Annotated in this window: 6 protein-coding genes and 2 pseudogenes; 4 read left to right on the top strand and 4 right to left on the bottom strand. The window is 62.3% G+C overall.

The window, feature by feature from the left end; translation table 11 throughout:
* Positions 1-90 precede the first annotated feature (90 nt).
* Together HHJ18_RS20065 and HHJ18_RS20060 are read left to right on the top strand one after the other, a co-directional pair.
* Entirely contained in the window at positions 91-546 is a 456-nt protein-coding gene (locus tag HHJ18_RS20065) for a hypothetical protein (RefSeq protein WP_296918173.1), read from the top strand.
* Between the two features lie 161 nt (positions 547-707).
* Positions 708-1,529, top strand: coding sequence for an HAD-IIB family hydrolase (locus tag HHJ18_RS20060; RefSeq protein WP_296918172.1), 822 nt, complete (start codon positions 708-710; stop codon positions 1,527-1,529).
* A gap of 46 nt (positions 1,530-1,575) precedes the next feature.
* Here the strand turns inward: HHJ18_RS20060 and HHJ18_RS20055 are convergent, their stop codons facing one another.
* On the bottom strand, positions 1,576-2,406 hold the full coding sequence (locus HHJ18_RS20055) for a DUF4399 domain-containing protein (protein WP_296918170.1): 831 nt from the start codon (positions 2,404-2,406) through the stop codon (positions 1,576-1,578).
* Between the two features lie 139 nt (positions 2,407-2,545).
* Positions 2,546-3,508 carry a tripartite tricarboxylate transporter substrate binding protein gene (locus HHJ18_RS20050; RefSeq protein ID WP_296918167.1) on the bottom strand — a complete coding sequence of 321 codons (963 nt, stop codon included), beginning with the start codon at positions 3,506-3,508 and terminating at the stop codon, positions 2,546-2,548.
* A 729-nt stretch (positions 3,509-4,237) separates the two neighbouring features.
* Between HHJ18_RS20050 and HHJ18_RS20045 the strand changes: the two genes are divergently transcribed.
* Positions 4,238-6,100: a sialidase family protein gene (locus HHJ18_RS20045; RefSeq protein WP_296918166.1), complete on the top strand. Its 1,863-nt coding sequence runs from the start codon at positions 4,238-4,240 to the stop codon at positions 6,098-6,100.
* A 75-nt stretch (positions 6,101-6,175) separates the two neighbouring features.
* Here the strand turns inward: HHJ18_RS20045 and HHJ18_RS20040 are convergent, their stop codons facing one another.
* Complete coding sequence (locus tag HHJ18_RS20040) at positions 6,176-12,175, bottom strand: excinuclease ABC subunit UvrA (protein WP_296918164.1); 6,000 nt, start codon at positions 12,173-12,175, stop codon at positions 6,176-6,178.
* 239 nt (positions 12,176-12,414) lie between these two features.
* On the opposite strand from HHJ18_RS20040, the pseudogene HHJ18_RS20035 reads away from it, so the two are divergent.
* Positions 12,415-12,971: pseudogene (locus HHJ18_RS20035) on the top strand (ABC transporter substrate-binding protein); the annotation flags it as partial.
* A 3-nt stretch (positions 12,972-12,974) separates the two neighbouring features.
* Here HHJ18_RS20035 and HHJ18_RS20030 read toward each other — a convergent pair.
* A pseudogene (locus HHJ18_RS20030) lies at positions 12,975-13,203 on the bottom strand (IS5/IS1182 family transposase); the annotation flags it as partial.
* Positions 13,204-13,215 lie beyond the last annotated feature (12 nt).

The raw sequence follows: 13,215 nt of genomic DNA, 5'->3' as shown, positions 1-13,215 counted from the left end.
CCCTATATTTGAGTTGTGTGGAAGTGCTTCCATACAGAACCACTGCAACGAACCCATCAACCCAGCTAACTTCATTCAGGAGAATTTTTCATGACCAAATTCAACAAAATAGCCATGGCTGTCGCCGTCCTCACTATTGGTGCCAGCGCCGCGACCGCCTCCTTTGCCCGCGAGGCCGGTGAAGGTGCGCGCGGCGAGGGCGCAGGCCATCCCCTGATCGACGTCAAAGGCGATGTCGTTGCCCGCGAAGCCGGTGAAGGCGCGCGCGGCGAAGGCTCAGGCCATCCCCTGACCGACGTCAAAGGCGATGTCGTTGCCCGCGAAGCCGGTGAAGGCGCGCGCGGCGAAGGCGCAGGCCATCCCCTGACCGACGTCAAAGGCGATGTCGTTGCCCGCGAAGCCGGTGAAGGCGCGCGCGGCGAAGGCTCAGGCCATCCCCTGACCGACGTCAAAGGCGATGTCGTTGCCCGCGAAGCCGGTGAAGGCGCGCGCGGCGAAGGCTCAGGCCATCCCCTGATCGACGTCAAAGCCGACTTCGTCGCTTAAAAGATTTCTGACCTGGCGCGCTGCAAGCGCCCTCGAAACGTCCGGCGTTGCCCTGCAGCGCCGGACGTTTTTTTACGGGCCATTGTTGTCATCCGCCGCAGTGTTGAAAAGCGGCTGCGAGCAAGTCCCAGGCATCAGCAGCAAAGTGCGAAAATTTCAGCATGCAAGTACTGAAGACCTGGCCCCTGGCGGTGCGCCGCGGCATCACCGGCGTGTTGACCGATATCGACGACACCTTGACCACAGCCGGCGCCATCACCGCCGACGCGCTGGCGGCATTGGCGGCCCTGCAAGCGGCCGGGCTGCCCGTCATTGCCATCACCGGCCGGTCGGTCGGCTGGAGTCAGCCGTTTGCGCTGGACTGGCCACTCGACGCGATCGTCGCTGAAAACGGTGCCGTGGCTCTTTTTTCCAACAAAAAAGGCCTCCAGCCCAATAACGACGGGCGCAAGCTGCTATCAAAACTATATCAACAAGACGCTACCACGCGCCTCGCCAACCGGGCCCGCATGCAACGGGTAGCTGGCCGCGTGACAGCAGAGGTTCCCGGTGCGGTGCTGGCGCAAGACAGCGCGGGCCGCGAGACCGACATTGCCATCGACCACAGCGAATTCGTTCACTTGCCACCCGAGCGCATCGCCCAGGCGCTGCAAATCATGCACCGCGAGGGCATGACCGCCAGCGTCAGCTCGATCCATATCAACGGCTGGTTTGGCGCGCACAACAAGCTGGCCGGCGCGCGCTGGATAGTGCGCGAGCTGCTGGGGCGTGATCTTGATCTGCAACTGGATCGCTGGGTCTACGTCGGCGATTCGACCAATGACCAGCTGATGTTCGAGGCGTTTCCCAACTCGGTCGGCGTCGCCAACATCGCCCGCTTTGTGCCGCAGCTCACGCACCTGCCGCGCTACGTTACAGAGGGTGAGCGCGGCGCGGGGTTTGCGGAAGTCGCGGCAACTTTGCTAGCCGCACGCGCCGCCTGATGCGGCCACTGCACAGCGCGCCCGCACGCCGGCGGTGTCGGGCCCTTCAGCGAGCTGCCACCGCCAACGCCAACGATTTGGCCTGGCTGATGACGCCACTGTCCAGCGTGTTGCTGACCAGTTCCAGCCGCAGGATGTAGTCGCCAGGGGGCGGGCTGAGCCAGGTCTCGGTCTGGCCCGCCGTGAAGTTCATCACTTCCGGCTTGCGGTTGGTCCGTTCGACGGTCAAACGGAAATGTCCAGTTTCCGGCACTTGAGGTGCCGCGTGGGCTACGTTGTAGCCGCTGGCATGGAACTGCACCCTGAATGGCGCCTGCACGGTCTCGCGGTCGGCCGGGCTCAGCAGCTCGATATGCGGCGGACCTTGCACGGCGGCCGGCTTCACTTCCTTGTTCTGCTTGCTGATAGTGAGCTTCAGGGGCTTGCTGTAGACGAAATAGGGTATGTGCTTCTGATCAGCCAGCAGCATGCGCAACTCGTAGCTGCCAGGCGGCAGGTTGATCACCGTCTCCATCTGGCCCTTGCCGAAATGCAGGTACTGCTCGGTAAACGGCAGCGGTTTCTGAAAGTCCAGCGGCAAGGCCTGGTTGATCAGCAGGTGATGGTGGCCGGCGCGCCCTGCCGTCTTGCCGGCCGGCACTAACCCGCGCATGGATAGGCCGAAGCGCGCCACAAACGGGGACTCGTAGACACCGCCGTCCTTGAGATTGCTGAAATAGCTGTCGGCCGCGCGCGGCGCCGGCACGACCCAAAGGTGCGGCGGCATTTCCACCCCGTCAGCTGCCGCACCCAGAGCCTGCGCGCCCGCGCTGGCTGAAGCAGCCAGCAGCAGAGCGGCGGCACTCGCATGTATCAAGGTGCATCTCAGTTTCCTCATGACTTTCGGCTCCGTCGCAGTGGGTTGGTAACAAAACAGCATGAGTACTCATACTTTTTGGCCGGATTATTACCAACTCGTCTTTATTTGACCGGTCGCTTTTTTGTAACCTTTTGAAACTGCGGGGCTTTGAGGCGAATCAGAAACCCTTGGCCAGCCCCAGCTTGTCTACCAGCGCCTTCTCGCGGGCAAAAGTGTCCTGGGCAAACCTGGCATAAGCCTCGGTGCTCATGTACATCGGCAGCATGTCGTAACGGCCCAACGCGGTTTTGTAGGCCTCTTGTTCCATCGCCTGCTTGAAGGCGTCGTGCAGGCGCTTGACCACGGCCGGCGGCGTGCCTTTGGGAGCGCCTATGCCAAACGGCGAGGCCTGCACCATATCCAGCCCCAACTCCTTGAGCGTGGGCGCATCGGGAAACCTGGCCAGACGCTGCTCGCCCCAGGTGTTCAGCACGCGCAGCTTGCCGGCCTCGACCTGCGGCGCAAAGCCGGTGGAATCGGCGGCGGCCATGATGTTGCCACCCAAGATCGACTGCATCAAGTCGGCACTGCCCTTGTAGGGGACATGAAGCAGTTGCAGGCCGAGCTTTTGCGCGATCAGCTCCATCGTCAGGTGCGGACTGGTCAACGTGCCGGTCGAGCCGTAGCTGAGCTTGCCGGGGTTGGCCTTGGCATAGGCCACAAAATCGGCCCAGTTCTTCAATGGTGACTCGCTAGGGACTACCAGGCCGAAGGCGTAGCCGGTGACGTTTAGCACATAGGCGATGTCCTTGACCGGATCCCAGTTGATTTTGGTGGTGTAGGGCAGGCGAAAAACCCCCAACGGAATCTGCGCCAGCGTGTAGCCATCGGCCGCCGAGCTTTGCAGTTGCTGCGCCGGCAGCGAGCCGCCGGCGCCGGGCTTGTTTTCCACAATCACCGTCTGGCCCAGAATTTTCCCGGCATTGTCGGCCAGCGAGCGCATGGTGATGTCGGTCGGCCCACCGGCCGGGAAGGCGATCAAAAGCTTGATGGGGCGAGTCGGAAAACCTTGCGCCTGCGCAGCGCCCAGAACGGGCAGGGCAAGGGCGGCGGCGGATTGCAGTAATTGACGGCGTTGCATGGGTTCTCCTGAAAATGGATGGCGGCCTGCCCTGTGCAAAACCCGCATGCGTTCATCATGCGTCAGGCCAGGTCCCGCCGCATCAGGACAACACCCAAAGGTCTGTCACGTCCGTGTCAGTCCGTGGTTTCAGTCATCTTCCGGAAATTTCCAGCCCTTTAGGCCTCTAGCCCATGTTTTACGGGCGCGGACAGCTATCTATTTAATAGCATTCTGCTTCTTCATCAGCGCCTTTCATCGCCGCGCCAATAAACTGGCACCGCCTCCAGGCAGGCGTTCCACTCTTGACTGATTTGCACCCCTTAGCTGCACCCCACGCGCAACCCCCGGTGCCATATTGATACCAAACGTATAACCGTTTGCGCCATATACACCGACAGCGTGACCAATCACGATTACTTATGTTTGCAAAAAAGAACCCCGTAGATGATTTGGTCTTATTAATATCCACTTTATCAATGCTCGGAAAAGCCTTTTTGTCAAGGATTTGACAGAGCAAGGCGCCAATTTATTTACATTTAGCTACAAGGTAAAAAGATGAGACTGTCCTTAAAAGTATCGCGAGAGTCTCGAATCTCTGCCCTGCTGCTGCTGGTGGGGCTTGCTTTGACGGCTTGCGGTGGGGGCGGGGGCGGCGATAGCTCCGGCAGTGGCTCCAACATCCCGACCCAGCCGGTGGTTGGTGTAACACCCTCCAGTCCGGCCCCACCCACTGTTCCAGGGTCGCCGGTGCCTCCCGCAACTCCGGCTACGCTTGTCCAGAACGGCAATGCCCGCATCACGCTGGCAGCTGAGCCGAAGGGCAGCCAGTGCCAGGACCCGGTAGGGGGAATCAAAATCACGGCGTTCATCGACGCCAACAACAACGGCGTCCTTGATGGCGCCGATGTGTCGAACACCCAATATGCCTGTTACCAGGCACCCGGGGCGGCCGGCAGCGCCAGTACCACCGGGATAACCACCTTGGTCAGTCTGGTCAACGAGCCCGCTGGAAGAGCCTGCGCGAATGGCGGCAAGAAGTTTTTTGTCGGTCTGGACGCCAATTCCAATGGCGTGCTTGATGTGGCCGAAGCGACTACTCCGGCGGCCTATCTGTGCAACAGCGCAGGCCCCGATGTCGGAATTTCCATCATCGACGAACCTAGGGGCGGCAACTGCGCGAACGCCGGCAAGCAAATCAGCACCACCAGCGGCGCTGGCAAGACAGTTGAGTACCTCTGTTATGCGGCACCCGGCTTGTCGACGACATGGCAACGCATCACCGGGACGGCGGCGCAACTGGTCAGTGGCTTGGGCCACATCATTTCAAGTTTCTCTGTAGGTAACGTCGTGGCGACTCTGCCAGCCGAACCGGCCGTCAAGCCTGGCGACACCCTCACGGTGCGAGGCGAAAGCGGCAATGAGTGGCGCATTACCCAAGCTGCCGGGCAAACCATTGGCACGCGGAAATTGGGCGGGACAGAGCCGGGGCTGGAGACCAGTTGGATTCAACAAAGTGAACCCGTTCACGACTGGTGGTTTGTGGCGTCCTCGGCCAGCGGCAGCAAACTGGCCGCCGTTGCCAACAATTTCCTGACAGCGCCGGGGGCCCCCAAGGTTGGCTTTGTGTATACCTCTGCCGATGCGGGCGTGACCTGGACGGAGCGGCAGGCGCCGGGCGACAGAGCCTGGGCTTCAATTGCCTCATCGGCCGACGGCACCAAGCTGGCGGCGGTCGCCAGTGATCTCAGCCGGATCTGGACCTCGGCCGATTCGGGCAACAGCTGGCAAGAGCAGTTCGCCAGTGGCAGCAGCGGGCGTTTCTGGGTGTCTATCACCATGTCGTCCGACGGCAGCCGCATGGCGGCAGTCGTGCTGGGCAATGGAGCGGCCACCGATGACGGGAAAATTTACACCTGGGAACAGAGCGCAGGCAACGCCTTCGGCGTCGGTCCCTGGACGGCGCGCACGCCGTCGCGCAACTGGCGTTCCATTGCGTCGTCTGCCGACGGCAGCAAACTGGTCGCGGCGGTCTACAACGACCTGCTGGATGCGCAGCAGCCCATCTACCTGTCCACGGACTCCGGTGTGACCTGGACACCCAGCCCCGCATTTCCTATAGGCCAAGTGACGCATTCTTTTTACCGCGTGGCATCTTCGCAGGACGGCACAAAGCTGGCCGCTGCGGAACGCTTCGGCAAGATCTACACCTCCAGCGACTCAGGACTGAGCTGGACAGCGCGCATCCCCGACCACGGCTTCAATTCCATCGCCCTATCCGGCGACGGCAACACCGTGGTGGCGGTGCAGCCCCTTTCAACCACTGATCCGCTCGCCACAGGAAAAATTTATATCTCGACAGATGGCGGCGCGACCTGGACGCAGCGCCAGCAAGCCAGCTCATGGCGCGGCGTAGCCTTGTCTGCCGATGGCAATCGTATCGTGGCTGCTGTCAACAACGGCAGGATCTTCACCTCGACCAGCAACCGGACGACGCCCGGCACGGCAGGCTCGGTCACCGGTGGCCTAACCAACGAGCTTCAGTTGCGCTACCTGGGCGACGGATTGTTTGACGCGACCAGCGCCTCCGGACCGGCGTTCATCGTCAAGTAAGCCAAACAGGCCGCTAGCGCAGATGCAATGGGCGTTAACTGCTATTATTTATATAGCAGAAGCCCGAACCAGAAACTAGCGCGCCAGCACCGCTGCCAGCGCTTTTCCGGTGTGAGTCCCCAGCGCCACCACCGCTTCGGGCGGCGCTGAAGCCACGACGCGGCCGCCGGCATTGCCACCATCCGGACCCAGGTCAATCACCCAGTCGGCCTCGGCAATCACGTCCAGGTCGTGCTCGATCACGACCACGCTGTGACCGCCATTGACCAGCCGGTGCAGCACATGCACCAGCTTTTCCACGTCGGCCATGTGCAGGCCCACCGTCGGCTCGTCGAGCACATAAAGCGTGTGCGGCGCTTTCTGGCCGCGCCGCGTGATGTCGTCGCGCACCTTGCTGAGCTCGGTCACCAGCTTGATGCGCTGCGCTTCGCCGCCCGACAGGGTGGGTGAGGGCTGGCCGAGTGTGAGGTAGCCCAGCCCCACGTCTTTCAGCAGTTGCAGCGGATGGCCGATGCTGGGCATGGCGGCGAAGAATTCGACCGCCTCGTCAACCTCCATTTTCAGCACGTCGCCAATGCTTTTGCCACGCCAGGTCACGGCCAGCGTTTCGGGGTTGAAGCGCGCGCCGTGGCAGGTTTCGCACAGCACTTTGACGTCGGGCAGAAAGCTCATGGCGATCGTTCTGACACCAGCGCCTTCGCAGGTCGGGCAGCGCCCTTCGCCCGTATTGAAAGAAAAGCGCCCTGCCGCGTAACCGCGTGCGCGCGCCTCCAGCGTGTCGGCAAATAGCTTGCGCACGGTGTCCCAAAAGCCGATGTAGGTGGCCGGGCAGCTGCGCGGTGTCTTGCCGATCGGCGTCTGGTCGACTTCGAGCACGCGGTCCACGGCGGCGTAGCCTTCGATGCGCGCGCAGCCGGTCCAGGCCGGGTGTTTGCCGGCGTCGTCGGCGTCACGTCCGGCTCTGGTGGAGCGCAGCATGACGCCGGCGTGCACGTTGCTGAGCAAAACGTCGCGGGCCAGCGTCGATTTGCCTGAGCCCGACACGCCGGTGACGGCCACCAGCCGGTACAGCGGCACGCTGACGCAGACATCCTGGAGATTGTGCAGGGTAGCGTCCACCACCGTGAGCCACGACGTGAAGGGACTGGCCGCAGCAGGCGCTGCGTTGTGGCTGGCACTGGCGCTTGCGGCGGCAGCCTTTAGCGCGGCGGCTTTCAGCGCAGCCTTCTTTTGTTTGCCAGCGGGTTTTGCGGCGTTTGCGCTCGCTTGGGCCGCTGCATCGGGGCCAGAGCCCGATTCAGCGGCAGCGCTACTCGCCAAGGTTTGCCTGCGGGTGTTCAGTGGATGGAGCAGCGGACGCGCCAGGTAACGGCCCGTCAGCGACTCGGGCACCGCAGACAGTTGCGCCGCCGTGCCCTGCGCCACCAGCCGTCCGCCGCGTTTGCCGGCGCCGGGGCCGATGTCGATGATGTTGTCGGCGCGGCGAATCGTGTCTTCGTCATGCTCGACGACTACCAGCGTATTGCCGCGCTCGCTGAGCTTGCCGAGCGCGCCAAGCAGAATCTGGTTGTCGCGCGGGTGCAGGCCAATCGTTGGCTCGTCGAGCACATAGCAGACGCCCTGCAGGTTGGAGCCGAGTTGCGCCGCCAGCCGAATACGCTGCGCCTCGCCGCCCGAAAGCGTGGGCGCGCCGCGGTCCAGCGTCAGATAACCCAGGCCCACGTCTTCAAGGAATTCAAGCCGGCTCTTGATCTCGGGAATCAGGTCGCGCGCAATGCCGGCCTCGCGCCCGACCAACGCCAAAGTATCCACCCAGCGGCGTACGTCGGTCACCGACAAGGCGGCAATGTCAGCAATGCCCACGTCGGCAAACTTTACCGCTCTGGCCTTGGCATTGAGGCGCGCGCCGTGGCAGGTCGAGCAGACGGCGTCCAGTGCTTCGTCCACATCGGCTTCGGCAAAGCTTTGCTCACGGCCTTTGTTGTCATCGTCCAGCACGGAATCGTCAAACACCTTGCGCTGCTCCTTGGTGAGCTTGACGCCGGTGCCCACGCAGTCGCTGCACCAGCCGTGCTTGCTGTTGTAGCTGAACATGCGCGGATCAAGTTCGGCATACGAGGTGGCGCAGACCGGGCAGGCGCGCTTGGTCGAGAACGCTTCGAGCTTGCCGATGTGCCTGGTGCCTGTACCGGCCAGCATCGCGCCCTGCAGGCCATCAAGCGGGGCCAGCACATGCAGCACGCCCTTGCCATGCTCCAGCGCGGTGGCCAGCGCGGCACGCAAGGCCGCTTCGTTGGTGGGTGAGACGTGAATGTCGGCAATCGGCAACTCGACCGTGTGCTCTTTGAAGCGGTCAATGCGCGGGAAACCGGTGGTTGGCAAAAACTCGCCGTCGATGCGCAAATGCGTGTAGCCGCGCGGCCGCGCCCAGTCGGCCAGCTCGGTGTAGACACCCTTGCGGTTGATCACCAGCGGCGCCAGCAGGCCAATGTGCTGGCCGCGGTAGGTTTTCATCAGCTGCGCGGCGATGCTCTCGGGGCTTTGCGGCATCACCGCAGCGCCATCTTTGGTGCAATGCTGCACACCGAGCTTGACGTAAAGCAGGCGCAGGAAATGCCAAACCTCGGTAGTGGTGCCAACGGTGGACTTACGCCCGCCGCGCGACAGCCGCTGCTCGATCGCCACGGTGGGCGGAATGCCGTAGACCGCATCGACTTCAGGCCGGCCGGCCGGCTGCACGATACTTCGCGCGTAGGCATTGAGCGACTCCAGATAACGCCGTTGGCCTTCGTTGAACAGGATGTCAAAGGCCAGCGTGGATTTGCCCGAACCCGACACGCCGGTCACTACATTGAACTTGCCGCGCGGAATTTCGACCGACAGGCTTTTCAGGTTGTTTTCCTTGGCATTGACGATCTGGATCATGTTGGAAAACGCCGGCCTGGTCTTCCACGCCTTGGGCCGGGCTTCTTGCACCTGGTGGATCTGGCCCATGGCCTCTTCGTACTCGCGTAGCGCCTTGGCGGTGTGCGAAGTCGGGTGCTGGCGCACATCTTCGGGCGAGCCTTGCGCCACCAGCAGACCGCCGGCTTCGCCGCCCTCGGGGCCCAGGTCAATCAGCCAGTCGGCCGAACGGATCACGTCGAGGTTGTGCTCGATGATGATCAGTGAGTGCCCGGCTTCAAGCAGCCGGCGCAGCGCCCGCATCAGCTTGGCGATGTCGTCAAAGTGCAGGCCGGTGGTCGGCTCGTCAAACAAAAAGAGCGTGCCGCGCCCCGGCTGCCTGAGCGCCAGCGCCTGTTTGCTGGCACTGGTTTTACTGGCGCTCTTGCTGGCCCCGGCCAGAAAACCCGCCAGCTTGAGCCGCTGCGCCTCGCCGCCCGACAGCGTGGGCACCGGCTGGCCCAGCTTCACATACTCCAGCCCCACTTCGACGATAGGTTGCAGCGCGCGCACCACCTCGCGGTCTTGCGCAAAAAGAGCCATGGCTTCACTGACGGTGAGCTCCAGCACATCAGACACACTTAGCAGCACCGGTTTGAGCTGGCCGATGGCCTTGCGCTCAATCGTCACCTCCAGAATTTCAGGCCGGTAACGCTTGCCGTCGCAGTCGGGGCAACGCAAATAAACGTCGCTCAGGAATTGCATCTCGACATGCTCAAAGCCCGAACCGCCGCAGGTCGGGCAGCGGCCGTCGCCGTTGTTGAAACTGAACTTCGTGGCGGTGTAGCTGCGCTGTTTGGCCAGCGGTGCCTGCGCAAACAGTTCGCGCACGGCGTCCCAGGCGCCGACATAGCTGGCCGGATTGGAGCGAGCGGTTTTGCCAATCGGGGACTGGTCGACAAACACCACATCGGTCAGGTGGTCGGCGCCCATTAGCCGGTCGTGCAGGCCCGGTGTTTCAGTGGCCTTGCCAAACTGGCGCAGCAGCGCCGGCGCCAGGATGTCCTGCATCAGCGTGGACTTGCCCGAGCCACTGACGCCGGTCACGCAGACCAGGCGCTGCAGCGGAAACTCGATCGTCAGGTTTTTCAGGTTGTGGTCGCGCGCGCCTTCAAGAATCAGGCGCGGCGTGTTGTCGCTGACCGGGCGCTTGAAACCCATGCCGACCTGCTTGCGCGCGCCCAGGTAGGCGCCGGTCAGCGTATCGGCATGCTTGAGGTCTTCGGGCGTGCCGTCAAACACAATCTGCCCGCCCTTGATGCCGGGACCGGGGCCCATGTCAATCATGCGGTCGGCCGCCAGCATCACGGCCGGGTCGTGCTCGACCACCACCAGGGTGTTGCCGGCATCGCGCAGCCGGTGCATCGCCTGCGTAATGCGGTTCATGTCACGCGGATGCAGGCCAATGGACGGCTCGTCGAGCACGAACAGCGTGTTGACCAGCGAAGTGCCCAGCGCTGTCGTCAGGTTGATGCGCTGCACCTCTCCGCCCGACAGCGTGCGGCTTTGTCGGTCGAGCGTGAGGTAGCCAATACCGACATCGCAGAGGTATTTCACGCGCGTGCGAATTTCTTCGAACAGCATCTTGAGCGCCTGCTTCTCGGCAGCGTCTCCCATTACATCGAGCGACAGTTCACTGAAGAATTTTTGCAGGCGGTCTATCGGCAAGTGCATCAAATCATGCAGGCACAAACCTGGCAGCGCTTCGAGCTGCGCGCGGCTCCAGTGCACGCCGACCGGCATGAAGCGGGCCGCTGGCGGCAGCACCGCATCGGCGGCCTCTTTGGAGCCAAGGCGCCACAGCAGCGGTTCGAGCTTGAGGCGCGCACCGCCGCAGGTTTCACAGGTGGTGTAGCTGCGGTACTTGGACAGCAGCACACGAATGTGCATCTTGTAGGCCTTGCTTTCCAGGTAGGCAAAAAAGCGCTTGATGCCAAACCAGTGCTGGTTCCACTTGCCGTTCCAGCTGGGCGAACCATTAATGACCCAGCCCTGCTGCTCGGGCGTGAGCTTGTACCAGGGCGTGTCACGCGGAATGCCGGCCGACTCGGCGTGGCGCATCAGATCGTCCTGCGCCTCTTTCCAGGCCGGCGTCTGCATAACCTTGATGGCGCCGGCACGCAATGTGAGCTTGTCGTTGGGAATCACCAGTCCGTAGTCCACGCCAATCACGCGGCCAAAACCCTTGCAGGTTTCGCAGGCGCCCATGGCGGAGTTGAAGGAAAACAGCGAAGGCGTCGGATCGGTGTAGCGCAGATCACTGTCGGGGCAGTGCAGGCCGGTGGAAAAGCGCCACATTTCCTCTAACTGGCTGTGGTCCGCGCCACCCTGCTGCACGTAGACATTGAGGCGGCCCCCGCGCTTAAGTGCGGTTTCAATCGCCTCGATCACCCGGATTTTCTCCGTGCTGTGCAGGCGAAAACGGTCGGCGACCACATCGATCAGCTTGTGCGTACCGGCCGGCGTGCTGATTTCGCGCTCGGCATGCACGCGCGTGAAGCCGCTGGCGGACAGCCATTGTTCGAGTTGCCCGGCACTGGTGTTGCCGGGAAGTTCGACCGGAAAGGTCATGATTAAACGAGCCCCCACGCTTGTCGCTTCGCGTACTGCGCTGCCCCCCGAGGGGGCTGTGCTTGCTTGGGGCGGCCCGGCGCGGCGCACGTCATCAATTTCCTGGCTCATTTCGCCTGTGTTTGCAGAAAGCGCCATCAGTTCGGCGTAAATCGACTCGGGGCTGTCGTGTCGCACGGCTTGGGCGGTCTGCTTGTCAAACAGCTGCGCCGCGCGTGCATAAAGCAGTTTCAGGTGGTCATTGAGCTCCGTCATGGTACCGACGGTGGAACGCGAGTTGCGCACCGGATTGGTCTGGTCGATGGCTATGGCCGGCGGCACGCCTTCGACCTTGTCAACGGCGGGCTTGTCCATTCGGTCCAGAAACTGCCGGGCGTAGGCCGAAAAGGTCTCCACGTAACGGCGCTGGCCCTCGGCAAACAGCGTGTCGAACACCAGCGAGGATTTGCCCGAGCCGCTGGGCCCGGTCACCACCGTCATTTCACCGGTGCGGATGTCGAGATCAAGGTTTTTGAGGTTGTGCTGGCGCGCGCCGCGAATGCGGATGGTTCCCTGAGGCATTAATGAGGTCTTTCCTGGTGAGGTCAAACATTTTAGGCAGTGGGTCAGCACAAGCCCTGCGTGGGGTTAAAGCGCCGCGCGGCAACTACAGCGGAATGAATGGGGGTGGTTTCCTTCTTGCAACACTGCTTTTGTGATCGACTGCGGCGGCAATCCTCAACCCCCCAAGGAATTCCATCAAAAAAAACGAGCTGGTTCTAAGCAGTTACCTTCATGGCCGCGTTGAGCCACACAGCCAGATGCAAATTCTTATCGGACAAACTGCGGGTTTTACTGGCGCAGTGGGCGCTGGCGTGAAGGAAACCACGGATGGCGCAAAACTCTGACTGGATGCCATCACTGCCAAGGGCGGAGTCGGTGGCCAAAAGATAGAACTGATCTCGTTCGACGACAAATTCGATCCGAAGCTTGCAGCGAAAAACGCGCACAAGCTCATAAAGGAGCAGAACGTGGCCGCGATATTTCTGACGTGTGGCGCGCCCCACACGGAAGCAATCATTTCACTGCTTGACAAATACGGCGTACCGCTCATCGGCCCGTCCAGCGGCGCCATGATGCTGCATCAGGACAGGCCGTGGTTGATGGCGTGAAAGCGTTGTGCGCCGCTGGATTGGCGGCGCAGATAGTTATCTTGTCCAACAATGCTTCGGGCGGTTTCGTCAAAACTTCGGGCGACAGCGCGCGCGGTGTGATCGTTACGCAAGTCTTTCCTTACCAGCGCTCCATCAGCTATTCCCTGGCCAAAGAGGCTCAGGACCTGGTCAAGGCCCAGGGAAAGCGCGAACTCAGCCCGGCCAACCACCGCGTCGATCTGCTCGTGCGCGTGGAAGCCCCCATCAACCAGCCACGCAGCAGGGCTCTGGCCCAGACGCTGCTCGACTTGCTCGACCATGGGTAAGAGTTGGGCCATGTCGCTGCCCGCGTCGGCCACGTCCATGCCTGCGATAACCTGCTCTTTGCACGTGGTGGCGAACCTGCACATTGAAGGCCGGACGGAAGCCGCCGTCGCCCATCTTCATGACGCGCGCGCCGGCGCCCCA

Origin of the sequence: Polaromonas sp. (genome assembly GCF_012927455.1) — a bacterium.
Taxonomy (GTDB): Bacteria; Pseudomonadota; Gammaproteobacteria; order Burkholderiales; family Burkholderiaceae_C; genus Polaromonas.
This window is presented reverse-complemented; position numbering and strand designations above follow the sequence as displayed.

Excerpts from the sequence above, each read along its gene's own strand:
- HHJ18_RS20065 (WP_296918173.1), top strand. The coding sequence starts at position 91 with ATGACCAAATTCAACAAAATAGCCATGGCTGTCGCCGTCCTCACTATT.
- HHJ18_RS20050 (WP_296918167.1), bottom strand. The coding sequence starts at position 3,508 with ATGCAACGCCGTCAATTACTGCAATCCGCCGCCGCCCTTGCCCTGCCC.
- HHJ18_RS20040 (WP_296918164.1), bottom strand. The coding sequence starts at position 12,175 with ATGCCTCAGGGAACCATCCGCATTCGCGGCGCGCGCCAGCACAACCTC.
- HHJ18_RS20055 (WP_296918170.1), bottom strand. The coding sequence starts at position 2,406 with ATGAGGAAACTGAGATGCACCTTGATACATGCGAGTGCCGCCGCTCTG.
- HHJ18_RS20060 (WP_296918172.1), top strand. The coding sequence starts at position 708 with ATGCAAGTACTGAAGACCTGGCCCCTGGCGGTGCGCCGCGGCATCACC.